The 24,489-nt window shown below is 58.0% G+C and carries 19 protein-coding genes, 2 rRNA genes and 1 pseudogene; 15 read left to right on the top strand and 7 right to left on the bottom strand.

Annotated features, from left to right (window positions below; translation table 11 throughout):
- From L9059_RS22670 to L9059_RS22650, 5 genes are all read left to right on the top strand, one after another.
- A 23S ribosomal RNA gene (locus L9059_RS22670) occupies window positions 1-108 on the top strand; the annotation flags it as partial.
- 158 nt (window positions 109-266) lie between these two features.
- Window positions 267-382, top strand: a 5S ribosomal RNA gene (rrf, locus tag L9059_RS22665).
- Between the two features lie 148 nt (window positions 383-530).
- Window positions 531-1,190 (top strand): paraquat-inducible protein A, encoded by a 660-nt coding sequence (locus L9059_RS22660; RefSeq protein WP_247293133.1) that lies wholly within the window; start codon window positions 531-533, stop codon window positions 1,188-1,190.
- Window positions 1,177-1,800 carry a paraquat-inducible protein A gene (locus tag L9059_RS22655; protein ID WP_247293132.1) on the top strand — a complete coding sequence of 208 codons (624 nt, stop codon included), beginning with the start codon at window positions 1,177-1,179 and terminating at the stop codon, window positions 1,798-1,800. Before L9059_RS22660 ends, L9059_RS22655 begins: the two co-directional genes overlap by 14 nt.
- Window positions 1,793-4,096, top strand: coding sequence for a PqiB family protein (locus L9059_RS22650; protein ID WP_247293131.1), 2,304 nt, complete (start codon window positions 1,793-1,795; stop codon window positions 4,094-4,096). The genes L9059_RS22655 and L9059_RS22650 overlap by 8 nt, the downstream gene beginning before the upstream one ends.
- An 81-nt stretch (window positions 4,097-4,177) precedes the next feature.
- Here L9059_RS22650 and mksF read toward each other — a convergent pair whose 3' ends face one another.
- From mksF to mksB, 3 genes are read right to left on the bottom strand one after another with little or no spacing between them, the layout of a single operon-like run.
- Window positions 4,178-7,018, bottom strand: a complete 2,841-nt coding sequence (gene mksF, locus L9059_RS22645) for an Mks condensin complex protein MksF (RefSeq protein ID WP_247293130.1) — start codon at window positions 7,016-7,018, stop codon at window positions 4,178-4,180.
- Window positions 7,015-7,716: an Mks condensin complex protein MksE gene (gene mksE / locus L9059_RS22640; protein WP_247293129.1), complete on the bottom strand. Its 702-nt coding sequence runs from the start codon at window positions 7,714-7,716 to the stop codon at window positions 7,015-7,017. The genes mksF and mksE overlap by 4 nt, the downstream gene beginning before the upstream one ends.
- Complete coding sequence (gene mksB / locus L9059_RS22635; RefSeq protein ID WP_247293128.1) at window positions 7,706-8,983, bottom strand: Mks condensin complex protein MksB; 1,278 nt, start codon at window positions 8,981-8,983, stop codon at window positions 7,706-7,708. Before mksB ends, mksE begins: the two co-directional genes overlap by 11 nt.
- A 206-nt stretch (window positions 8,984-9,189) precedes the next feature.
- Here mksB and L9059_RS22630 point away from each other — a divergent pair, with 206 nt between their 5' ends.
- Window positions 9,190-9,930: an energy transducer TonB gene (locus tag L9059_RS22630; RefSeq protein WP_247293137.1), complete on the top strand. Its 741-nt coding sequence runs from the start codon at window positions 9,190-9,192 to the stop codon at window positions 9,928-9,930.
- Window positions 9,923-10,375 carry a ribosomal protein S18-alanine N-acetyltransferase gene (gene rimI, locus L9059_RS22625; RefSeq protein ID WP_247293127.1) on the top strand — a complete coding sequence of 151 codons (453 nt, stop codon included), beginning with the start codon at window positions 9,923-9,925 and terminating at the stop codon, window positions 10,373-10,375. The genes L9059_RS22630 and rimI overlap by 8 nt, the downstream gene beginning before the upstream one ends.
- Window positions 10,376-10,501: 126 nt before the next feature.
- Here rimI and L9059_RS22620 read toward each other — a convergent pair whose 3' ends face one another.
- Complete coding sequence (locus tag L9059_RS22620; RefSeq protein ID WP_247293126.1) at window positions 10,502-10,906, bottom strand: serine kinase/phosphatase; 405 nt, start codon at window positions 10,904-10,906, stop codon at window positions 10,502-10,504.
- A 141-nt stretch (window positions 10,907-11,047) separates the two neighbouring features.
- On the opposite strand from L9059_RS22620, the gene can reads away from it, so the two are divergent.
- Window positions 11,048-11,683, top strand: a complete 636-nt coding sequence (gene can, locus L9059_RS22615; protein ID WP_247293125.1) for a carbonate dehydratase — start codon at window positions 11,048-11,050, stop codon at window positions 11,681-11,683.
- Between the two features lie 12 nt (window positions 11,684-11,695).
- Here can and L9059_RS22610 read toward each other — a convergent pair whose 3' ends face one another.
- Window positions 11,696-12,865, bottom strand: coding sequence for a hypothetical protein (locus L9059_RS22610; protein ID WP_247293124.1), 1,170 nt, complete (start codon window positions 12,863-12,865; stop codon window positions 11,696-11,698).
- 315 nt (window positions 12,866-13,180) lie between these two features.
- Between L9059_RS22610 and L9059_RS22605 the strand changes: the two genes are divergently transcribed.
- From L9059_RS22605 to L9059_RS22595, 4 genes and pseudogenes are all read left to right on the top strand, one after another.
- The gene (locus tag L9059_RS22605) at window positions 13,181-14,494 is read left to right on the top strand and encodes an MFS transporter (protein WP_247293123.1); all 1,314 of its coding nucleotides are present in this window, start codon (window positions 13,181-13,183) and stop codon (window positions 14,492-14,494) included.
- A gap of 127 nt (window positions 14,495-14,621) precedes the next feature.
- Window positions 14,622-15,350, top strand: a pseudogene (locus L9059_RS31060) (PAS domain-containing protein); the annotation flags it as partial.
- On the top strand, window positions 15,330-15,938 hold the full coding sequence (locus tag L9059_RS31055; protein WP_428480293.1) for a methyl-accepting chemotaxis protein: 609 nt from the start codon (window positions 15,330-15,332) through the stop codon (window positions 15,936-15,938). The pseudogene L9059_RS31060 and the gene L9059_RS31055, both read left to right, overlap by 21 nt.
- Before the next feature lie 48 nt (window positions 15,939-15,986).
- Window positions 15,987-16,586, top strand: a complete 600-nt coding sequence (locus tag L9059_RS22595) for a flavin reductase family protein (protein WP_247293121.1) — start codon at window positions 15,987-15,989, stop codon at window positions 16,584-16,586.
- Between the two features lie 100 nt (window positions 16,587-16,686).
- Here L9059_RS22595 and ggt read toward each other — a convergent pair whose 3' ends face one another.
- Window positions 16,687-18,519 (bottom strand): gamma-glutamyltransferase, encoded by a 1,833-nt coding sequence (gene ggt / locus L9059_RS22590; RefSeq protein ID WP_247293120.1) that lies wholly within the window; start codon window positions 18,517-18,519, stop codon window positions 16,687-16,689.
- A 152-nt stretch (window positions 18,520-18,671) separates the two neighbouring features.
- Between ggt and L9059_RS22585 the strand changes: the two genes are divergently transcribed.
- On the top strand, window positions 18,672-19,781 hold the full coding sequence (locus tag L9059_RS22585) for a DUF2817 domain-containing protein (protein ID WP_247293119.1): 1,110 nt from the start codon (window positions 18,672-18,674) through the stop codon (window positions 19,779-19,781).
- A 388-nt stretch (window positions 19,782-20,169) separates the two neighbouring features.
- On the opposite strand, the gene L9059_RS22580 is transcribed toward L9059_RS22585, so the two are convergent.
- Window positions 20,170-20,391: a hypothetical protein gene (locus L9059_RS22580; protein ID WP_042956428.1), complete on the bottom strand. Its 222-nt coding sequence runs from the start codon at window positions 20,389-20,391 to the stop codon at window positions 20,170-20,172.
- A 1,163-nt stretch (window positions 20,392-21,554) separates the two neighbouring features.
- On the opposite strand from L9059_RS22580, the gene L9059_RS22575 reads away from it, so the two are divergent.
- Both L9059_RS22575 and L9059_RS22570 read left to right on the top strand, forming a co-directional pair.
- Entirely contained in the window at window positions 21,555-22,679 is a 1,125-nt protein-coding gene (locus L9059_RS22575) for a response regulator (RefSeq protein ID WP_247293118.1), read from the top strand.
- 81 nt (window positions 22,680-22,760) lie between these two features.
- Complete coding sequence (locus L9059_RS22570; RefSeq protein ID WP_345894380.1) at window positions 22,761-24,473, top strand: two-component system response regulator; 1,713 nt, start codon at window positions 22,761-22,763, stop codon at window positions 24,471-24,473.
- The last annotated feature ends 16 nt before the right edge of the window (window positions 24,474-24,489 follow it).

The following is a 24,489-nucleotide window of genomic DNA, read 5'->3' as shown; positions in this document are numbered from 1 at the left end:
TTGAGTCCCCTGAAGGGCCGTCGAAGACTACGACGTTGATAGGTTGGGTGTGTAAGCGCTGTGAGGCGTTGAGCTAACCAATACTAATTGCCCGTGAGGCTTGACCATATAACACCCAAGCAATTTGACTACACGAAAGAGCACCAGATTGCGGTGTGTGAAGACGAAACGAACCGAAAGTTTGATATCTCACAAAACACCGAAAGCTATCACATACCCAATTTGCTGAAGCGAGGCCAACTGGCCACGACTCAGTACCCGAATTTCTTGACGACCATAGAGCATTGGAACCACCTGATCCCATCCCGAACTCAGCAGTGAAACGATGCATCGCCGATGGTAGTGTGGGGTTTCCCCATGTGAGAGTAGGTCATCGTCAAGATTAAATTCCAAAACCCCTATCTGCGTATGCAGGTAGGGGTTTTGTTTTTGTCTGGAACAAAAGTAATTATTTGGACCACAAATAGGCACAGTTATTTTCAGTTCAGGACACTAGAATAGGTCCAACTATTTCGGAGGCCAGAGCCTTTATGCCAGATTCGGTTGACGCCCCCGGGCTGTCAGAATTACCGCTGGAAGACTTGGTAGCCTGTCATGAGTGCGACCTGTTGATGCGCAAGCCGCAACTCGCCCATGGTGAAAAAGCACTGTGTCCTCGTTGTGGCTACGAGCTTTATGCGCACCGGCACAATGTCGTACAACGTAGTCTGGCCCTGGTGATCGCTGCTCTTCTATTGTTCATCCCTGCGAACTTTTTACCTATCATGGAGCTCAATCTACTTGGGCAATCGTCGCAAGACACCGTCTGGAGTGGCGTTGTAGGGTTGTTCGACACCGGCATGCAAGGCGTCTCGGTCGTCGTGTTCCTATGCAGCATGGCCATCCCACTGCTCAAGTTGCTTTGCCAGTTGGCGGTGTTGCTGAGCATCCGATTTGATGTCGGCCGCAGTTACGGCTTGTTGCTATATCGCATTTATCACCATTTACGCGACTGGGGCATGCTCGAGGTCTATCTCATGGGTGTCCTGGTTGCGATTGTAAAGCTGGCAGATATGGCAGCGATTACCATCGGCCTAGGTCTGGCATGTTTCATCAGTTTGTTGTTGGTTCAGGTCTGGCTGGAGGTGGTGATGTCGCCGCATCAGATCTGGCAGGCTCTATCAGGAGAGGATGCCCATGCGGGCGATTGATGCAGGCATTCTGATTTGCACTGAATGCCATGAATTGAACAGGCAGGACGCTGACACCGACGAACAGGTCTGTGCTCGATGTGGTGCATTGGTACATGACCGCCGCCCGAACAGTCTGGTGCGAACCTGGGCATTACTGATCACTGCGGCAATTTTGTACATCCCGGCCAATATATTACCCATCATGACGGTGACCTCCCTGGGGCAGGGCGATCCGAGCACCATCATGTCCGGAGTGATTCAGTTGGTTCAGCACGGCATGATCCCTATTGCCGCAGTGGTGTTCATTGCCAGCATTGTTGTGCCGACCTTCAAACTGGTAGGCATTGCATTGCTGTTGTTCTCGGTACAACGCCACCAGCCGCTGTCTGCTCGCCAGCGCATTCTGATGTACCGCTTTATCGAATTCATCGGTCGCTGGTCGATGCTCGATATCTTTGTGATCGCCATCCTCGTGGCGGTCGTTAATTTCGGACGGCTTGCCAGCGTCGAAGCCAATCTTGGCGCCATCGCGTTCGCCAGCGTGGTGATTCTGACGATGCTTGCCGCAGTTACTTTCGATCCCCGACTGATTTGGGATAACACGGAGTCGGACGACGACCATGACTGATTTGCCAACAGCTAAAACCCGACCGGCCTCGAACTGGTCGGCTATCTGGGTATTACCCCTGATCGCCCTGATCATCGGGGGCTGGCTCGGCTGGCGAGCCTATAACGAGACCGGCATTGAGGTTCAGGTGCGGTTCGAAAGTGGCGAAGGCATTCAGGCCAACAAGACCGAAGTTGTCTACAAGGGCATGTCGGTGGGCAAGGTCAAGACCCTTAAACTTGACGACGAAGGCGCATCCAAAGGCGTGATCGCCACCGTCGAGATGAACAAGGATGTCGAGCAATACCTGCGCACCAGCACCCGCTTCTGGCTGGTCAAGCCAAGCGTCACGCTGGCTGGCATTACCGGCCTGGAGACCCTGGTATCGGGTAACTATGTCGCGATCAGCCCTGGCGAAGGTGAGCCCTCCCGCAAGTTCAAGGCGCTTGCTGAAGAACCACCGTTATCCGACGCCAAGCCAGGCCTGCACCTGACCATCAAGGCGGACCGCCTGGGTTCGCTCAACCGTGGCAGCCCGGTGTTCTACAAACAAATCAAGGTCGGCCAGGTGAAAAGCTACCTGCTATCTGAGGATCAAAGCACCGTCGAGCTCAAAGTCTTCATTGAACCCACCTACGCCAATCTGGTGCGTAAACACACGCGTTTCTGGAACGCCAGCGGCATCAGCATCGACGCTAACCTCTCCGGTGTGAAAGTGCGCAGCGAATCCTTGGCCAGCATCGTTGCAGGCGGTATTGCCTTTGCGACCCCGGAGAACCGCAAAGACAGCCCGGCAACCGACCCGAGCCTGCCGTTTCGGCTCTATGAAGATTTCGACGCTGCGGCAGCCGGTATCCGCATCAAGGTCAAGCTCAGCGATTTCGAAGGCTTGCAGGCCGGTCGTACGCCGGTCATGTACAAGGGAATCCAGGTCGGCAACCTGAAGGCGCTCAAGGTCGATCCTGACCTGACGGCGGCCACTGCCGAGTTAACCCTGGACCCGCTTGCCGAAGACTATCTGGTCGATGGCACTCAGTTCTGGGTAGTCAAACCCTCGATTTCCCTCGCTGGCATCACCGGTCTGGAAGCGTTGGTGAAGGGTAACTACATCGCTATACGCCCTGGCGACAAAGGTGCGGCGCCGCAGCGTGAATTCGTCGCACGACCCAAGGCACCGCCCCTGGATCTGCGCTCACCCGGACTGCACCTGGTTCTGTTCACCGAAAACCTCGGCTCGCTGGAAGTGGGCAGCCCGATTCTCTACAAGCAGGTGAAGGTCGGTTCGGTCCAGAGCTATCAGTTCTCCAAGACCCGCAAACAGCTGGTGATCGGCGTTCACATCGAGAAGGAATATGAAGGTCTGGTCAATGCCTCCAGCCGATTCTGGAATGCCAGCGGAGTCACCCTCACGGGTGGGCTGACCGGCGGCATCCAGGTCAAGAGCGAGTCATTGCAAAGCCTGATGGCCGGCGGTATTGCTTTCGAGACCCCGGAAGCCAAGGCGCCACTGCAGAAGCGGATCCCACGATTCCGCCTGTTCCCCAGCCACGACGAGGCCAACCAGAAAGGCACCCTGGTCACCATCAAGGTGGACCGTGCCGACGGTTTGCGCAGCGGCACTGCTGTGCGGTTCAAGGGGCTGGATGTCGGCAAGATCGAGGATGTTGATCTCACCGATGACCTGCAGTCCGTGGTGCTTACTGCACGAATTACCGAAGTACCGGAGCGCATTGCCCGGGTCGGCAGTCAGTTCTGGGTGGTCAAGCCGGAGTTAGGGCTGATCAAGACCGCGAACCTGGAAACCCTCGTGACCGGCCAATACATTGAAGTACAACCCGCGCTGAAGAGCCTGGGCCCACAAAAGAGTTTCGTGGCTTTGTCCAGTCCGCCGGAAATAGCCAAGGTCGAACCCGGCTTGAGCCTGGTGTTGAGCGCGGCTCGTCGAGGCTCGTTGAAAATCGGCGTGCCGGTCACCTACCGTGAAGTAGCGGTGGGCAAGGTGACGGGGTATGAATTGGGCCAGACAGCCGATCGTGTGCTGATCCACATCCTGATTGAACCTAAGTATGCGCCGTTGGTGCGCAGCGGTACGCGGTTCTGGAACTCCAGCGGCTTCGGATTCGATTATGGACTGTTCAAGGGGGCGACAATGCGCACCGAGTCCCTGGAAACCCTGATCCAGGGTGGCATCGCCTTCGCGACCCCGGATGGCGAGCGCATGGGTAATCCTGCGCGTGCGGAGCAGACCTTCCCGTTGTTCGATAAATTCGAAGACGAATGGCTGACTTGGGCACCGAAGATCGCGATCGGCAAATAGCAGGCCCGCAGGTTCACCCAAAACGCCATAAAAAAGGCCGCAGTCCATTGGATTGCGGCCTTTTTGTTGGATCAAGCAGGATCAGACCGCATCCAGCTCCGGTTCATCTGCTGTCACATTGACCGCAGGCTTCACTTCATCGTGACGGCGAATGTACTTCCAGTCCGCCTCATCAATGTAGATCCCGTTCGGCCCGCTGCCGCCTTCCAGGTCGATAGCTACACTGGCGCAAACCTGTGGTTTAACACTCGCCAGAATCGGCACGAAGCCCAGTTGCAGGCTGGTTTCCAGCAGTGCAGCCTGGTTCTTCTCGTCGATGTCCGCCGCTTCATCGAGGTAGTAGGGCAAGCGCACCCGTCCGGCCTGGTCGCGGTCCATCAAGTGCAGCAACAGGTACATGTTAGTCAGCGCCTTGATCGTCATGGTGGTGCCGTTGGACGCAGCGCCATCGATGTCAGTGTGGATGACAGGCTGGCCGTTGACCTTGGTGATCTCGAACGCCAGCTCAAAAAGATCTTTGAGGCCAAGCTGGTTGTGATTGGCGGCAACCAGGCGCGCCAGATACTCCTTGGCCTCCTCGTTCTTGTTGTCCTGATCGGCGCTCTGGCTCAGATCGAATACAGAAAGGGTCTCGCCTTCCTCGTATTGGCCGGCGCTGTGGATGATCTGGTCGATGTGCTTGAGCGCTTCCTTGTTCGGCGCGAGTACGATGCGGAAGCTCTGCAGATTGGAAACCTGGCGCTTGTTGATCTCGCGGTTGAACAGGGCCAGTTGATGCTCAAGGCTGTCGTAGTCGCTGCGAATGTTGCGCAGGGTCCGCGCGATGTCAGTGACCGCCGCACGACGGGCCTTGCCCAGGGTCAGCGCTTCGTCGGTGCGGTGTGCGTAAGCATTGATCAGCAACTGCAGGCGCCGCTCCATGTCGTCTTCGCTGTCGAACTTGGCGACACCCTTGAGGCGTACCTGGGCGTACAGCGCATCGATCTGCCCATCGCTGCGCAACAGTCCCTGCCAGCTGTCCTGGTAGTCATTGAGCAGTGGCAAAAGGTTGTCCATGGAATCGTCAATCGGGTCCATGAACGGCGTCCCGAAGGGCAGGTCCGCAGGCAACAGCTGACGCCGGCGTAAGGCGTCGTCGAGGGTGCGCTGCTTGGCTTCCATGTCGCCGATCTGCCGCCCGACCAATTGCAGCTTGGCCGACAGTTGCTGGACTCGCTCGGTGAACGCATCGCTGGAGCGTTTCAACTCATCCTGGGCGGCTTCCATCTGGGCCAGTTGTTCCAGCTTGTCACCTTCTTCGGCACTCAGGGTTTGCGCGCGACGGAAGTCTTCCAGCGCCTTTTGCGCATCCAGCACTTGCTGGTACAGCGCTTCGGTCTGGGTCTTGCTCGCAGCGCGGTCGGCGGCCACGGCCGCCTGGGTTTTAAGCTGCTTGAGTTCTTTTTCCAGGCGCTCTTTCTGGTCGCGCAATGCCGCGCGGTCCGCCAGGGCTTGCAGGGCCGGCGGCTCGATGTGCGACAGGTCGATGGACACGCCAGGCACTTCGAAACGCTCACCCTTGAAGCTATCCAGAATCAGCTCCATGGATTTGACCCACTGGCCGTCTTCGTCTAGCGCAATACCGTGTTCACCCAGTGGCAGGCTGAACAGCGCGCTGTTGAACAGGCGCATCAGGCGTTCGACGTCCTGTTGCGAGAATTCTTCGCGCAGACGGGCGTAGCTGTTGTTGTCGGCATGATCGAGCTGTTGCTTGACCGACTTCAGGCGTTTCTCCAGGTCGCGCAGACGCTCTTCGAGATCTTCGGCGCTGAATTGGCGTGACTGGGCCAGCGCACCGGCCAGCTCGTCGTGCGCATCTTTGGCCGCCAGCAATTGCTGTTCGAGGACCTTGACGTCATCTACCAGGGCAAAGCGATTTTTCAGTACCGACAATTCACCCAGCCAGCGCTGGATGCCGGAAATTTCCCGTTCCAGGCGCATCAGCTCCTGAGTACCGCCGCGCTGATCGTTTTGCAGTGCATCCTGTTCGTTGCCGTAATGCTCGGCCTGAATGGTCAGCTCTTCCTTGCGGGCACTGGCATAGTCCGACCAGGTGCCCAGCAATGAGTCGAGCAGCGGCGAGATGCGGTGCAGTTTGCCGCGCAGGATATTGCGCTGGGTTACGCCGGCCGCAAGGGCTTCGACCAGCGGGCCGGCGGTGACCAGCGAGTTGTAATCCTGCTCCATGCGGCGCACATCGCGGAACGCTTCTTCACACGCCGCGATGTAGTCCACGCTGCCGGAGCGCAGGCTGTGCTCGAAGGCGTCGAGGAACAGCTGCTTGAGCTTGGCTGCGGTGATTTCGCGCATGTGCAGCAGGTTGATGAACAACGCGCGGAAAGTCTTCAGGCTTTGTTCGCTGGTGGAACGCAGTGGAATCAGGGTCAGGTCCAGAGGAATCGATGTGTGACCACCCACCAGCAAACGGCGCAGTTCGTCCGGTTTCAGTTCGTAGGCTTTCAGGCCTTCGCGTTCAAGGTTGGTGAACAACTCTTTCTGACGCAGGCAGGTATCGTTCTTCTGGTAGTGGGCCAGGTCCAATTTGCCAGCATAAGCAAAGAACTGGTGGCCGAAACCACCACCCGGTCCGCGGCCCACTACGCCGATCACGTGCGGGCCATGGGGCAGGGACACTTCAACGAGGATGTAGCTGGTGTCCGAGGCGAAGTAGAAGCGCCGGGACTGTTCCAGGCTGTACTTGCCGAAACTCATGTCCGACATGCGCGCCAGGATCGGGAACTGCAGGGCGTTGATCGAGGCGGATTTGCCGAGGTTATTTGCGCCGTAAACCGACAGGGGCTCTTCCAGAGGGAACAGGCCGAGGCTGTAGCCGGCCGTGTTCAAAAGGGCGAAGCGGCGTATGCCGTAGCGTTCCTTGCTCATGCGTCGGTCTCCTGTTCTTCGGCGATGGCGCGGGCCATAGCCTCTTCTTCGCTTTCTTCTTCGAAGTCGGTCAGATACAGTGGGTCATCGGTTTGCAGCAGCTTTTCATCGCTGTCGTCATCGATCAGCACTGGAGCCGGCAGCGGCAACACGCTGTGCAGGCTGGCCGCCAGGTCGCGGTCCTGCTGCACCGACAGGCAGACATCGAGGAAGCGGTGCATCGGCGGCAGAAAACGGTAGACGCCGTTTTCTTCGCTGGCGAAACCGAGTTGGGTCATGCGGCGCATGATTTTTTCTTCGAGCTCTTCGACGGTTTGTACTTCGGCCTGGATAAACAGGTCGCGGTACTTTTCCAACAGCGACGGCAATTCATCGCGACCAAGACTGCCACCATCGAGCACGGCGATCGGGTCTCGGCCCTGATCTGCCAGGTGTTCGACCAGAATGAAGGTGAACAGCGCCAGACGCTGGGCTGTCTTGTTCACCGCAGCGCCAGCCTGATCCGGAACGAAATAATAGAAGCCGCGGGTATCGCAGACCAGCTCGAACCCCAATGCCTTGAACAGCGTGCGGTACTGATCCTGGAAGTTGGATAGTTGCGCGTAAAGCTCCGGATCACGGCGGCTGACGTGGTAGCCCTTGAACAGCTCGCGGAAGATTGGTGCCAACTGGGACAGTTCGGAAAGATCAAGATGCATTTGGTGTGCTCGCGGAATCCTCGGCGGCGCAGTCGCGGGCCGAGAGCAGGGCGAAGGAGCGCAGGCTGACCTGGTGCTCATGAGTGTGGTAATCGCGGCGTTCGAGACGTTCGCGTTGGAAACGTTTTTCCCGGGACAGGCGCGAGAACCAGTACAGCAATTCGTCGGTGGCGCCGTCCGGCTCCTGTTCCAGCAACCAGGACATCAGGTCCGGCATCGGCAGGGCGTCTTCGCAGCGTTCGAGCATTTCGCGAACGGTGCGTGGTGCACGCGGGGCTTCGCCTTGCTGGGTTTTGTGAGCCTTGGGGAAACGCGCCGGCTTCGGTTCGAAACGGGCAAGTGCATACACGTAGGCTTCGACCTGACTGGCGCTGCCAAGGAAGGTGCTTTGTGGCCGGGTGAACATGGGCATCGCGGCCTGCGGCACCGAATCCAGGCCTTTGCGACGAATGGCCGACAAGGCAAGCGCCGCGCCACGGGTCACGGCGTTGTGCCGGCGGGCCTCTTCACGCAACGGCAGCAACAACTCGCGGGCATGACGCAGAGTTAACTGGGCGCTGGTCTGCATTTCGAGGATGCGCGCGTGGGTGCGCAGCAGCATGTCGTCGTCGACCAGATGGCCAAGCCGTTGCTGTTCGGTGAGCATTTTAAGTAGGACATTCTCGACCTTACGCACACCTTGCTCAAAAGCACCGTCAGCGTTTACTAACTGGATCATCGGTTCGACATATTCGTCCCAGGTCGCGAGCACTTCAGCGTAACGCTGGCGCAGCGGAATCTGCCGGTCGCTGGTCTTGGCGCGCTCGGCGACGGCCACAAGAGCCTGTTCGTCGTTGGCAAGTTTCTTCAAAACGTCCCGTACGCGCATGTCCAGCAGGCGCAACTGGCGCGCCAGGTCGTGACCATCGCGAACGTCGAACGCATCCTGGATATAACCGGCCAGGCGTTCAAGGTGACGCAAGTAGGCCTCTATCTCCAGGCACAGGCCCAGACGGTGTTCACGACGCAGGTAAGCCAGGAAGTCATGGATCTGCGCGTTGAGCTCGAAACGGTTCGGGCTTTTTGCTACGGGTACCAGGATGTCGAGGCGAATCCATACGTCCAGCAGGCCGGTGATGTCCTGCGGCGTGCTGTCCAGTTGCTGGGCGCCCAGTTGCGTGCGCAGTTCGTTGAGGCTCAAGGTGCCTTGGTCGAAGTGCTCGCACAGTGGCTCCAGAAGTGCCCAGTGTTCAGCGAGGGCGCGCAAGACGCGCTTGGGTTCGATCATCGGAATGGCCGGCTGGTTGGCGAATAAAAGCAGCGATTGTACTGCATCACGCTCATTGCGATTAACTCTCGAGACGGACAGTCGGCTTTCTGTCGATCAAGCGCGGGCGATCTTGCGAGAAGGGCGGTAGAATCGGCGCACTTTAGTTATCCACAAGTGGCCGACCTTTGCTTATCGAGTCCCGTCGCCGCGCTTATTTGACCGCCATGCAGGTGGTCAACTGGCTGCCGCGCACCGAATTGCCCTTTGCTGCGCCATCGCGGCCCGATCTGCTGGAGACGCCAGAACCCCTGGTCGTCGCTCCAATAGCCATGGTCGCTGTGGCTGAAGCGCCCGCCGAGCCCCGGGTTAAGCCCACCGAGCGGGTAAAGATCGAAGTGCCTCGGCCTTCGCTGGCCAGCACACGTACGGATGTCAAAGTCGAAGAAGTGGCGGCTCCCATAGTGGTCAAACCGCCGGTTGTGCCGCCACCGCGATTTGCCCTGCAGTTGCTGCGCGCCGGTCGCTGCCTGCTACTGGTCGAGTTACCCACAGGTGAAACATTTCAAACCCGCGATCCTGCCTACCTGCTGCTCAAGGACATGCTGCGCGCTGCCGGCCTGCCGGACAGCCCGCAGATAGTTGGCGACCCCGTGCGCTGGCCGCTACTGGCCCGGGGCACCATGGATCAGGGGCCGGAAGCTGCTCGTGACTTCGTGCAGGGATTCCTGTCCGCCCGGCTGGAGGAGGCACCGTGCGTCTGCGTATGGCTGATCGGTCTGCCGGCGGTGCGTTTTGCTGGTGAGGAAAACGCCGAATCGTTCAACCGTGAACTCCAGGTTGAAGGCCTGGGCTCGGTCTGGGCCCTGCCGGGCCTGGAATTATTAATGGAAGAGCCACAGCGTAAGGCTGATGTCTGGCAAGCCATGCGTCGGCTGATGGCGCGCTGGAAAGAATCAAATGAGTGACGCTGTATCATTTCGCCCCATGACCGAGGGGGACCTGGACGCTGTACTGAAGATCGAATATGCGGCTTACAGCCATCCGTGGACCCGCGGAATTTTTCTTGATGGGCTCGGCAAGTACCAGATCTGGCTGATGTTCGAAGGCCAGCAACAGGTCGGTCATGGTGTGGTCCAGATCATTCTTGATGAGGCGCACCTGTTGAACATCACGGTCAAGCCGGAAAACCAGGGGCGTGGGCTGGGCCTGACGTTGCTGGAGTACCTGATGTCGATTGCCTATAAGGCCGAGGCACGGGAGTGCTTCCTGGAAGTGCGGGACAGTAATCGCTCGGCATTTCGCTTGTATGAGCGTTATGGCTTCAACGAGATTGGGCGGCGCCGGGATTATTATCCGGCGGTTGGCGGCAGGGAAGATGCGGTGGTCATGGCCTGCACATTGGTAGACTGATGCCATGAACACAGATCACGGGTAGGAGCCGCCGCAGGCTGCGATCTTTTGATTTTATAAACAACAAGATCAAAGATCGCAGCCTGCGGCAGCTCCTACACGGGAGAATTCAGCCAATCAGGGATATCAACGATTCCCGTCCAGCGGATCCCGCTGCGCCAGTTCCGCTTCATCCAGGCCATCGCCACCGCCGATCTCATCTTCATCGACAATGCTCAGGTCCCAGTCCGCCTGCCCCTCTTCGCCTGCTTCTTGGGCATCCCTTGCGCCATCTTCGAGGATGAGGGTTTCCGGACTCATGTCATCATCCGTGGGTTCATGGTCTTTGGCGGACGCACCGGTCATACCGGCCTCCCGCACCCGTTCAGGCGGCATCAGCTGCTCGCGCTCGTTGTCCGGCAGTTCGTCGCCAATCCGGGTGCTGGGTTTTCCTTCGTGAAAATCCAGTTCATGCATCGAACCCATGCGGTCTTCGTTGTCATCGATGGGCTCGGGTTGCGCCGCGTCGAAAGGACGTCGTGAATCAGTCATGGTATTTCCTCATACTGTGGGCCTTACTAGGGTGGACCCACAGGGCTGGCGAGAATTCCACCCACCTTACTTGCATCAAGCGCGTGACCCCGACGGGTGGTTGTCTGTCAAAGAAGCGCACCATTCTTGAGGCTTTACAGCATGCACGAATTACAAGATCTGATTGATAACAACGAACGCTGGGCCGAAGCGATCAAACAGGAAGATCCGGACTTCTTCTCCAAGCTGGCTCGCCAACAGACTCCAGAATATCTGTGGATCGGTTGCTCCGATGCGCGCGTGCCAGCGAACGAAATCGTTGGCATGCTGCCTGGCGACCTGTTCGTCCATCGCAACGTGGCGAACGTAGTGCTGCATACCGACCTGAACTGCCTGTCGGTGATTCAGTACGCAGTGGACGTGCTCAAGGTCAAGCACATCCTGGTTACCGGCCACTATGGCTGTGGGGGCGTACGGGCGTCGATGCAAGACCGCCAGCTAGGCCTGATCGATGGATGGCTGCGTTCGATTCGGGACCTGTATTACGAAAAACGCGAAGAGCTGGCGCAGTTGCCGACTGAAGAAGAACAAGTCGACCGCCTCTGCGAGCTGAACGTGATCCAGCAAGTGGCCAACGTCGGCCACACCAGCATTGTGCAAAATGCCTGGCATCGCGGACAGAAACTGTCGATTCACGGTTGCATCTACGGCATCAAGGATGGCCGCTGGAAAAGCCTGAACGCAACCATCAGCGGCTTTGAGCAGTTGCCGCCGCAGTACCGTCTGCGTCCTCTGTAGCGCTTCTCGCGTCTACAGCCCCTGGCCCAGCGCCGCCGTGGGCGCCGAGGTTTTCAGCTGTTGGAGCTGGGACCTGATCGGCGCCGATGCACATTTGGCGACGGCCTGTGCCAGGGGCAGGTTGCGGATCGACGTATAGAACAGTTCGCAGGTTTTCTCTGCGCGGGCGACCTGCCAGGTCTGGGTACAGTTTTTCAGTTGCGCCGCCGGGTCTCTGCCGGGCGCGCTGCCCATGCCTGCCTGCCAGCATGCAGCGCTCAAATCCTGGCCCATGACTTTCAGTCCTGCCGCGTCAGCCTGGGCCTGGGCATCCTTGCCAGAGTAGGCTGTGGGATTCGCGGCATACCAGATGTAGCTCGGATGATTGGAGCCCAAAACCGGCACTTTTACCCCAGCAGACGGACTGATCGTAGCCAGCCCCAGCACATTGACGGTGGGTCCGTATTGCGCCTTGATCCAGCTTCGCACCGGCGCACCAAACGCGACCATGGGTAATACCGCGCCGCTGGCATTGCGGCTGAGTTCCTTGACCATGGTGGTTTGGTAGGCGGTGAAGTAGTTGTAAACACCCTCCAAGTCCTTGCCGGCAGTCGCGGGTGCGGCAATCGGGGCGATGTCGATGATGGTTTGGTAACCGGGTGTCTGCGCAGCAGGGATGCCGTTGGCGGTCAGCAGCGTGGCCCAGCGATCGGTGGTGGCCGAGCGCAGGTAATCCTGGGCCTGGGTCAGCGAATAATCCGGCGGAAAGTGCAACAGCTCGATACTTTTGCGATTGTTCAGCGCCATGCCCAATGGCAGGAACAGCGACCAGTTGTACGCCCACTTGCCGTCGGCGTTCAGTTTGTTCGCCCCGGACCAGGCCAGGTCTCCGGCGCCGAGCAGGGCTTCCAGTGGTTCTTGATAACCGGCAGGCACACCAATGATTTGCGCGTAAAGCTGATCGTTATCGGTTTTGACCCGCACCTTTGCCGTGTCGTAACCATCGCGTTGCACGCTTTGGCTCAGGTAGTGCTCGACGGTTTGCTCCAGCGTCCAATTGCGAAAGCAGATGACGTTGCAATTATTGGGGTAGGCGAACAGACGGGTGACGCGTTCGGTACTGCCCAGTCTCAGATCGACATCGGCATGGGCGGCGGCACTCAGGGTGAGGGCCACGAGGGTAACTCCTGCGCGTTTGAACATGCTCAGATCCTTTTCAGCCTGCAATTGCGGAATTGTCGAAGTTTACTGTGGCCATCGCCGCGACGATGTCAGCGGTGCCCTGTATTGATGTCAGGGGATGGCGAACCGCGGGGTAGGAACAATCCAACGAATAAGTCTGGATACACCTGCCGTTGCATGTGGCCCGTCTGGACAGCTGCCAACAGTAAATCAAACACTGTTTTTTTGTGACCGCCTTTTACCGCTTTGGGACTTTGGCTCTAACGGGTTGTCCGCAGAGGAATTTGCGTAGACCATGGGCGCCTTGAATTTTTGCCCGTGCCAGAGTGCTTTTTCATGACTGCCCAAACCGATGTGCGCCCGGCGCCGTTCACTCGTTCGGACTATAAGACCCTCGGCCTTGCAGCGCTGGGCGGGGCGCTGGAAATCTACGATTTCATTATTTTCGTATTTTTTGCCCTGACCCTCAGCCAGCTGTTCTTCCCGCCGGAAATGCCGGAGTGGCTACGCCTGCTGCAAAGTTTCGGGATCTTCGTCACCGGATACCTGGCGCGGCCCTTGGGCGGCATCCTGATGGCGCATTTCGCCGACCGGCTGGGACGCAAGAAGGTTTTCAGCCTGAGCATCCTGATGATGGCGCTGCCGTGCCTGCTGATCGGGATCATGCCGACCTACGCCCAGATCGGCTATTTCGCGCCGCTGCTGTTGCTGGCCCTGCGCATCCTGCAGGGCGCGGCGGTCGGTGGAGAGGTGCCCAGCGCCTGGGTGTTTGTCGCCGAGCACGCGCCGGCCGGCCATCGCGGTTATGCGCTCGGATTCCTGCAGGCAGGACTGACTTTCGGCTACCTGATCGGCGCGCTGGTGGCGACGTTCCTGGCGCAGATGTTCACCCCGGCAGAAATCCTTGATTACGCTTGGCGTTATCCCTTCCTGCTGGGCGGAGTGTTCGGCGTGATTGGCGTCTGGTTGCGCCGCTGGCTCAGCGAAACCCCGGTGTTTATCGCGATGCAGGCCAAGCGGGAAGCGGCGGTCGAGCTGCCATTGCGCACGGTCCTGCGTGAACATCGCCGGGCCATTTTGCCGGCGATGATCCTGACCTGTGTGCTGACCTCGGCGGTAGTGGTGTTCGTCGTCATCACCCCGACCATGATGCAGAAAACGTTTGGCATGACCGCCAGCCACACCTTCGCGCTCAGTGCCCTGGGCATCGTCTTCCTGAATATGGGTTGCGTACTCGCCGGAGTACTGGTGGATCGCATTGGAGCCTGGCGCACCGTCATGCTCTACAGCCTGCTGCTGCCGTTGGGCATTGCTGTGCTCTATAGCTGCCTGATCAATGGCGGTAGCTGGATTGGCCTGGCGTACGCCATCGCCGGTCTGTGTTGCGGGGTGGTCGGCGCGGTGCCATCGGTGATGGTCGGGCTGTTCCCTGCGCGGATTCGTGTTTCGGGGATTTCCTTCACCTACAACATTGCGTACGCCGCATGGGCCAGTATCACTCCGTTATTGCTGATCGGGTTGATGCCCTGGAGCCCGTGGATCTGCGTGATCTTCAGCGCAGTGATAGGTGTAGTAGGGGTCGCCAGCGCGGCATATTTCGGTGCGCGGATGCCGAGCATCGGCAGCTGCCCGGCGACTGGCGCCGCGTAATTGAGGTTGGCATCGCGCGCGCCTTAACTATTTTTGCAGGGCAACACTGGACCGCTCTTCAGAAAAGAGTTCCAAAGCCGATGGTTAGGCTGCATTTCGCTTTCTACCCTGTTCATCGGTGCATTCCATGTTTAATAAACGCTTGAAGCAGGAGCTGTCGGCTCTTCGTGAAGAACTTTCCAGCCTTCAGCAAGTGAAGGAAAGCCTGGAAAGCGAGATGCTGGTCCTGACCCTGGATCCCGAGGGGCGGATTCAATCGGTCAATCAGAACTTCATCGATGAGATGTTCTACAAGGGGCACGACCTGATCGGTCGGCACATCGAAGATATCGTGCCGGTGCATGTCAAATCCGACGAGTTCCACCACCGCTTCAAGGCCGCGCTGCAGCGTGGCGAACATTTTGCCGGCGCCGTGCGCCTGTTGCGCGGTGATGGCGAGGAAGCGTGGCTGCGCTCGATCATGCAGCCAATACGTTCGGGGGATGGCCGCGTCAGGCACTTCTCGATTTTTTCCAGTGACCTGACCCGCACCATCGAAGCCTCCCGGGAACATGAGAACCTGATCGGCGCCCTGGTGCGTTCGACGGCGGTGATCGAGTTTGACCTCAATGGCAACGTACTGGCGGCCAACGAGCGCTTTCTCAGCGGCATGGGCTACAGCCTTGCGCAGATCAAGGGCAAACATCACCGGATGTTCTGCACGCCGGACGAATCCTCAAGCGCCGCTTACCAGGCTTTCTGGCGCCGGCTGAACGCCGGTGAGTTTGTGGCGGAGCGATTCAAGCGCATCGACAGCCACGGTCGTACGGTCTGGCTGGAAGCGTCCTATAACCCCGTGCTCGATGCCAACAATCACCTGTATAAAGTGGTGAAGTTCGCCACTGTGATTACCGACCAGGTCAACCAGGAGCAAGCGGTCGCCGAGGCGGCCAACATCGCCTATAGCACTTCCCGGCAGACCGACGACAGTGCGCAGCGCGGTAATGCTGTGGTCACCCAGGCCGTCGGCGTGATGCGCGAGCTGGCCAAACACATGCAAACCGCCGGTGAGGGCATCGAGGCGCTGAACGATCAGTCGCAGGTGATCGGCAGCATCGTCAAGACCATCAGCGGCATTGCCGAGCAGACCAACCTGCTGGCGCTCAACGCAGCCATCGAAGCCGCGCGGGCGGGCGAACAGGGCCGTGGCTTTGCCGTGGTGGCGGACGAAGTGCGGCAGCTGGCATCGCGGACGAGTCAGGCTACTGATGAGATTGTCGGCGTGGTACGACAGAACCAGGACATGGCGCGTCACGCGGTCACCCTGATAACCGAAGGCAAACTCCAGGCTGAGCAGGGGCTGGCGTTGGCAGCGGAGGCGGGCACGGTGATTGTCGAGATCCAGGACGGCGCGCAGAAAGTGGTCGACGCCGTAGGACAGTTCGCCAATCAACTGGCGACTTGATCAACCCGTATCCCGCTACAATCGGCATTTTCCCCAGGAGCAGACAGCATGCACGCTTCCCATCGCCGGCCCGTCCCCTTGAACAAGGCCTATCGCCTGCTCAATCACGGGCCGACCGTACTGGTCAGCGCCGCCCATGATGGCCAGCGCAACATCATGGCCGCGGCCTGGGCCATGCCACTGGATTTCGAGCCGCCGAAAATTGCCGTGGTGCTGGATAAATCCACCTGGACCCGGGAACTGCTGGAAGCCTCGGGGACCTTCGTGCTGAACGTGCCTTGCGCCGCCCAGGCCGACATCGTCCAGACCGTGGGTTCGACATCTGGCCTGGAAATCTCCCAGGCGCAGGGCCAGAACAAGTTCCAGGCCTATGGCCTGCAGACATTCAGCGGCGAGCAGGTGGCAGCGCCGATGCTCGAAGGCTGCGTCGCCTGGCTGGAATGCCGATTGCTGCCGGAGCCTGGCAATCACCAACAGTACGACCTGTTCCTCGCCGAAGTCATCGCTGCCCAGGCCGACGAGCGGGTATTCAGCGATGGCCGCTGGCACTTCGAAGGGCACGACCAGCTACGCACGTTGCATCACGTGGCGGGCGGGCATTTCCTGAAGATCGGTGACCCGGTGGATGGCAAGATTCTGCCGGTTTGAATCGGGTGCATAGCCCCAACATTCGCGCGGCCACCGGGATGCACTTCCCATAAAAAAGGGCCTACCACCCGGTAAGCCCTTTCCCATTCCTGCCAACCGCTCAATCCCCCAACGCTTCCCCCTCGCGGCGCGGATCAGCACCACCCGCCAAGGAGGCTTTGCCCTGCGCGTCCTTGACCCGAACAATCGCCTGGGTGCCGCTGGTCATGTCGATCTCGTTCACGCTGTGCCCTTTGTCCTTGAGTGCCTGGATCAGCCCGCTGCTGAACTGTCCCCGTTCCAGTTCCGTGGGGCCGTTGCGGCTGCCGAAATTGGGCAGGCTGATGGCCGTCTGTGGATCGAGGTTCCAGTCGAGCAGGCCGATGGTCGACTTGGCAACGTATTCGATGATCTGGGAGCCGCCCGGGGAGCCGAGGGTGGCCAGGAACTCGCCGCTTTTGCGATCAAAGATCAGCGTGGGTGCCATGGACGAGCGTGGGCGTTTGCCCGGCTCGACGCGGTTGGCGACTTTCTGGCCGTTCTCTTCAGGGATGAACGAGAAGTCGGTCATCTGATTGTTCAGCAGGAAGCCTTGCACCATCAGGTGAGAGCCAAAGGCCGATTCCACGGTGGTGGTCATCGACACCGCGCCACCCTGGTCATCAACGGCCACCACTTGCGAGGTGGAGATGCGCAGAGGCGAACGGTCAGGTGCATAGGCCACCTGGATTCCGGGAGGTGTGCCATGTGTGGCCGTGCCCATGCTGCGCTCGCCGATCAGCGCGGCGCGGCTGGCCAGATAAGTCGGGTCCACCAGGCCTTTGACCGGGACGGGCACGAAGTCGCTGTCGGCGACGTACTGGGCACGGTCGGCATACGCGAGCCGCTCGGCTTCGGAGATCAGGTGCACAGCTTCAGGGGCCGGTTCGATGCCGGCGGATCGGGTGCTTTTGACCGGCTTCAGTGGCGCCAGGGCATAACGCGGGTCACGAGTCTCGAGGGCCTGCAAGGTGCCGAGGATCTGCGCCACGGCGATTCCGCCCGATGACGGCGGCGGCATGCCGCAGACCTGCCAGCGCTTGTAATCGGTGCACAGCGGGGCGCGTTCCTTGGCGGAATAGCCGATCAGATCGTTCAGCGACAGGCTGCCGGGATTGGCATGACCCTGAACCTTGGCCACGATTTCCTGGGCGATGGGGCCTTTGTACAGCGCATCGGCACCTTCCTTGGCGATGCGTTTGAACGTGGCGGCCAGCGCCGGGTTTTTCAGGGGCGTGCCGGCGGCTTTCGGGCTGCCGTCGGCGTTGCGGAAATACGCCATCATGTCCGGCGAGCGCGGCATGGACGAATCCGACGCGATCAACTGATGCAGGCGTGGCGAGATGGGAAAACCTTGCTCCGCGAGTCTGATCGCCGGCTCGAACAGCTGCGCCCAAGGCAGGCGCCCGTGTTTCTGATGAGCCAGTTCCAGTGCTCGCAATACGCCTGGTGTGCCCACGGAACGACCGCCAATCTGCGCCTGAGTGAATGGCATCGGATTGCCATCGGCCTGCAGGAATAGCTTCTCGGTGGCACCGGCCGGCGCGGTTTCACGACCGTCGTAGGTGCGCACGGTTTTGCCGTCCCAGAGTACGATCAAGGCGCCGCCGCCGATACCCGAGGATTGCGGCTCGACCAGCGTCAGCACCGCTTGCATTGCAATTGCGGCGTCAATCGCCGAACCGCCCTGGCGCAACATTGCTCGCCCAGCTTCGGCGGCGAGCGGATTGGCCGCTGCGGCCATATGCTTTGAGGCGTGCCGGGCCTGCAGGTCGGTGCGATAGCCCGAGGCTGTTTCCGGTGCGAGGGGTAATGTCGAAACGGGCGGAGCGTTGCACGCGGCAAGAGTTAGCGCGCCGGCAATCAGCGAAAGGGCTGACAACCGATAGCGATTGCAGTGAAAGGCTGTGAACACGCGGGGCACTCCGTCCGTGGGAAAAGTCTGGGGACTTTATCGGCCGATAGCCCGTGACGCAAACCATAGGCGGTTTTTGTCCTTCATCCATCGACGGGTTTTCTGTAGGGTCAAGGGCAGCAGACAAGTCAGAAGATCAACAAGAGGCAGACATGCACACCGACTTCCCCACACAGCCAAGCTATGGCGCTCAGCGTGAACAGTTTCTGGCAGCCGCGAGTGCCGCCGGCGCGACTGTGACCGAATATCCGCACCCACTCAAAGGCCCGTTCGGTGAGCGGCTGAGTACCGATGTGGCGGTGCTCGGTGATCCGGGCGCCAAGCGCTTGCTGATCGCGCTAAGTGGCACTCATGGGGTCGAAGGCTTCTATGGCTCGGGCTGCCAGATCAAGTGGATGCAGGAGCTGGGCAAGCGCGTGTTGCCCGCCGATGTCGCGGTGGTGTTTGTCCATCTGATCAATCCCTGGGGCACGGCGTGGCTGCGCCGGGTCAACGAAGACAACATCGACCTTAACCGCAATCACCTGGACTTCGAACATTCGCTGCCGGATAACCAGGCCTATGCCGCGCTGCATGAAATCTATGCCTGCACTGAGCTGGCAGGCCCCGAGCGTGATCGCGCCGATGCGCTGCTTGACCAGCAGATCCACGAACACGGCTGGCCGGCGGTGATGTCGATTGTCGAGGGCGGCCAACACAGTCATCCTGACGGCCTGTTTTTCGGCGGACGGGCACCGAGCTGGTCGAATCGTACGCTGCAGCAGATCCTCCAGGAGCATGTCGCCCATGCTGATGTCGCCATGTGCTTCGACTTGCACACTGGCGCGGGGGAGTACGGCCATCCAATGTTGCTGACCATCACCGAGTCCGCTTATCCAGCGTTGCTGGATGCGCAGGCGATCTACGGTCCTTGGCTCTACACGTTGCTGACCGGCGCCGACACACTGAGCGAAACCGGCGTCGCCGCGACGGCCACTGGTTACACCTCGCAGGCGCTGCTCGACGCACTGCCGCAGGTGCGATTGATGCCCTTCGTGATCGAGTGTGGGACCTATCCGGGGCCCGAGGTACATCATCATTTACGCGACGACCATTGGCTTCATCTGCACGGCAATCCGAGTGATGCGGTAGGGCGTGGAATCAAGTTGAATCTGCTGGAGCAGTTCTATCCTGCGGACAGCGACTGGCAGGCGATGATCTGGCTGCGCACCTGGCAGATATGGGAGCGGGGGGTGTCTGCGTTGGCGTCGATGCGGTTGTGATCCTGCTGGGGTTTTGAGGGCCTGTTCGGCCCACTCGCCAGCAAGCCACACCTGCCACTGTGGGAGCCGGCTGGCTGGAGATGGCGGCCGCAAGCCGGGCCCCTGCAGGATTTGTGTTGGGAGAGAAGCTTGCGTACTTTTCTCGATGCATAAAAAAACGGCCTACCTCGCGGTAAGCCGTTTTTAGTACTTGGTGGCTACACAGTCATTTGAACTGGATTCTCAAATTGCTGTATCTAAAGGGTTTATTGTTGTTACGTTCGGTTAGGCATACATGTAGGCATACACGCTGCCTTTTTCTGGCTACTGTTTTCCCATGTACCCTCCGCCTGTCAAAACGCCACCAGACATGGCGTACCTCGATCAAGCAGGGCCGATGCCAAGATTGTTATTCCTTGGCCCGTCCTTCTGCCGCCAGGGAGGCGAGGGCCAGGGTGAGAAATCCTGAGTTTCTATCCAGCGTTTCCAGTGCCCCCCTGATGTTCTGCGCGACCTCTGTAGATCCTCGTTGCTCAACCCAGTTTGAGAGCTCCTCGATAGCTGCTCCCAGGGCAAGCTGATTTTCATTCATTCGTTTGAGCACAGACGCAAGCAGAGATGGGTCTTCCATGCTGTTCTCCCTCCCGTGTTGACCATGTAGCCAATCTACATCGAGCCAGTGGCATTGCATATCAGTAGCCCTGTTTACCAGGTGGGCAAAATTGCGCCGGGGACCCTGGGAGATTTCGCTGCACACGGGGTCGGAAACCCGCGGGATCTTGGTAGCGACAGAGATTGCACCTTACTGAAATTTCAACGTTGAAATTGAAAGGATCCTGATGAAAAAAGGGCATCGTTACCGCAACAGTAACGGTGAGCCATTGTGTTGCTGATAGCGAACGGTTGAACCCGGTCAACCTTGGGGATAGTGTCAACCTGTCAACCGACGTAGAAAACTCAGTCGCTAACAAGATGCTGCGGGTTCTTTGCCCCGTATCCATTCGAGATGCCCAGGGTCCCCGGCGGAGCTACCAAGCGATAGGGCAAATGCTCAGGTGAATCACCAGTTCACCAGGTTCACCTGTTCACTAAGCTGTGCACTTTTTCGCTAACACGATCACGCGGGTTTCCGACCCCGTGTCTTAAAAAAACCTCAGGGGCCCCGGCAAAATTTGGAACTGCCCCTGACGTCGCTGGTGGCATTGATGGTTCCGGGGAGCGGGGGAATACGCATCCTTCTGAAAAGCAGTGTTACGAACGTTACTGGTGTAACGATTGTCGATAACTGACTGTATTTATTGGATATTATCGGCGTAACACTGTGTTTGAGCATGGGGTTTTTAGGAGTGTTACTAAGCCAACTGGTGTAACGCTTCCAAGGTCTGAAGTAGACCCCTAAAACAGGAAAGAAGCTCTCGTTGAACTCTCGCCGTCCATCAGCCGCGATTGGCAGTCAGGTATGAGCACTTTGCTAGGCGTCAGTAAGCTATCAGCATTAGGCCGCTGGTGTGACTGGCCGCTACCGGCCAGGAGCGGTCATTGACCTTATGTAAAATCCTATTTGCCCCACTGCCTAGACGACGGACAGGATCTACATTCATATCTTTGAGGACTGGCGTGTTTGGCTGTAGCCTTGAGGTGGTTTCACGGCGGGTGGGCGTTTGATCTGTCAAACCGCAGATGATCAAAAACCTTAATATCTATACATTGAATGTGGTTGAATTCGCAACGAAAAAACGAGCCCTCTGCTCCGAATCAAGCTTTAATAGGTTCAAGTGTCTTGGGAGGCAACAAATGAATGTAATGGTTGTTGACGATGATCCATGGATGGCCGAATTGTTGAAGCAGATTGTCATGACCATGCGTCCAGGCGTTCAAGTCAATTGTTTTAGCGATGTTCGGAGCGCTTTGGCTGCTTGGCAAGAAGTGAGCTATTCACTGGTGCTGGCTGATTGGAACTTGCCTGATGATTCAGGCATACGCATGTTGCAGAAAATTCGTGAGCACGACAATACGACTCCGCTTGTGATGATTACTGGGCGCGCAGATAGGCAAAGCGTGATGGAAATTAGGCCACTCGGCATAAGTGCTTTTATTACCAAGCCATTTGATGTGCCACATGTTGTGAAGTGTATTGAGGGGTTACTACCTGCCCTGGACTACGTCCCCACTTCGGCTGTTTGCCGAGAAGCGTTCAGCTCATATCTTAATGGGCTTGCAGATTCTGATCTCGACTTACCTATGTTAGCGAAGGTCAAGGAAAAACTTCAGCTCGGCTATAGCGGCGAAGCTCTTGATCTGCGCGAGTTAGTCGGCGATTGGCAGGGTGATCCTGCCTTGTGTGCCCATCTCATTACTGTATCAAACAGTCCAGCCTATATCGGCATAGCAACTCAGTGCACTAGTTTGAATGATGCGCTTCGGCGATTAGGAGCGCGCACCAGCGTCAACCTAGCGTTGGGTTTTGCTCTAAAGCAGCGCCGCATAGAAGACAATTTTATTCTAACGGTTTTGATGCAAGAACATGTCGACACTGCTGTCCGTTTGGCCGAGCGTGTGGTCGCATTAGCCAAGCAGTGTGGTGTCGAATCAGGCCAGCTGCAGACGGCCGCCTTGCTGCATCGCATGGGTGAGCTTTGCGTTATCTATCAAGTGCATAAGTGGGAGAGCGAGGGCAACAAGTTGGATGAACCATCATTGATTCAGGCCGTCAACGATTTTGCAGCTCCACTAGCAATCAAAATGAAAGCCTGCTGGGGCGTACCAAGAAGCTTGCGAGAATTAATAGGTGCTGTTTATGCACTTCCGCCGACCCAAGTGCGTCGTGATCAGGTTTTGATGCGTTTAGCTGCAGCCCTAAACAATAGCGAACCGCCTGCCGTCATTGATCGACTTATGCGGCTGGCCGGTATGTCATGAGGCTTTGGCGAGCGAACGTAGGCCTCATCCGATGCTAAGGTTGAGCTAGGCCCAATTGGCTTGGGGCGTAATAGAGTCGTCTTGGGTGTACGTATGCGAATTTGTAAAGGGATAGACGTCGACTCGGTCATCTTGATCGTGGAAGATCAAGCCACGGATGCTCAGGTCCTTAGTGCGGCGGTGAGTGGCTTAGGTGATGTGCACATGGCCAGCGATGGTTTCACAGCACTGGCACTTGCTCGTCAGTACAAGCCGGATCTTGTGCTGCTTGATATCGAAATGAACGGCATGAACGGTTTTTCAGTGTGCAAAGCACTGAAAGCTGACCCCGAATTGTGTGATGCGGCAGTTATCTTCGTGACTTCGCACGTTCAAACGGACAATGAACTGCTTGCGCTTGAATATGGCGGTATTGTTTTCATTCGTAAACCGCTAAACCTTCCAGTCGCCAGAGCGCACATCAAGGCCCATCTGGCTTTGCGCCGGGAGGCAAAAAAACTCGCCAACCATGATGCGCTGACGGGGCTGCCAAATCGCACCTTACTTAAGGACCGCACTGATCAGGCCTTGCAGAAAGCTCGCCGCAGCGACGTGCGGGTGGCGATGCTGCTACTGGATCTGGATAACTTCAAAAGCATTAATGATTTTGGCGGTCACTCTATTGGCGATGCCCTTCTCCAAGAGGTTGCTGTGCGCTTGGAGCAAGCTGTACGCGCATTGGATACGGTTAGCCGCCAGGGCGGTGATGAGTTCATTATCCTGTCACCGGAAGTGGGCGCCTTTGACGGTTTGGGCGACTTTGCCGAGCGGCTGCTTGCCTGTATTGCGATGCCTTTTGTTCTCCAAGGCAATCGCTATGAACTTAGCGCGAGCCTTGGCATCAGCGTATTTCCAGACGACAGCGAAGATGTGGAGTCGCTTTACCGCCATGCGGATGCAGCCATGTATCAAGCGAAACTCGATGGCCGTAATCGCTTTCGTTTTTTCTCCACAGATATTGAAAGCGGGGCCCGCGGGCGGCACATGCTTGAACAAAACATGCGCAGTGCACTGGAAGATGGTGTCTTTGAGGTGTTCTACCAACCCAAGGTGAGAGCCACCGGGGCGCTAATGGTAGGCATGGAGGCCCTTATCCGCTGGCGTAATAGAGATGGCGATCTGGTTTCACCTGCCGAATTTATTCCACTGGCCGAGCAAACCGGGCTGATTATTCCGATTGGTAAATACGTTCTTCGCCGAGCTTGTTTGGATGCTCAAATGCTGATTGAACAGGGTATGCCTGTGGTGGTGAGTGTGAATATTTCAGCGGTGCAGTTTGTCGAGGAGTCATTCTTATCGATGGTGCAAGAGACCTTGCGCGAGTCGAAGCTGCAACCAAAGTTTTTAGAGCTGGAAATCACCGAAGGGGTGCTGGCAAAGAATGTGCAAAATACGCAACACGTACTCGCTGTCCTGCATAAGCAGGGCATACGGATTGCGATTGATGATTTTGGTACAGGCTACTCCAGCTTGGCGTATCTCAAACGGTTTCCGGTGGATGTGTTGAAGATAGACCAGAGCTTTGTGCGTGATATGCTGCTCGATAAAAGCGATGCGGCCATTATTGAAGCCATTATTAAACTGGCCCAGGCCCTTGACCTTGAACTAGTGGCGGAGGGCGTTGAAACTCAAGAACAAGCAGATGTGTTGCAACGCAATGGCTGCGAGATCATGCAAGGCTATTTTTATGCTCGCCCTGTCCCTTTTAGCCAATTATGTGCTTTGCTTGATTCCGGGGCTATGAAAATAAAATAGTGACTGCCGTATGATT

The organism is Pseudomonas violetae, from assembly GCF_023072615.1.
Classification (GTDB): domain Bacteria; phylum Pseudomonadota; class Gammaproteobacteria; order Pseudomonadales; family Pseudomonadaceae; genus Aquipseudomonas; species Aquipseudomonas violetae.
The sequence above is the reverse complement of the archived record's forward strand: the minus strand, read 5'-3'. Positions and strand labels throughout refer to the sequence as shown.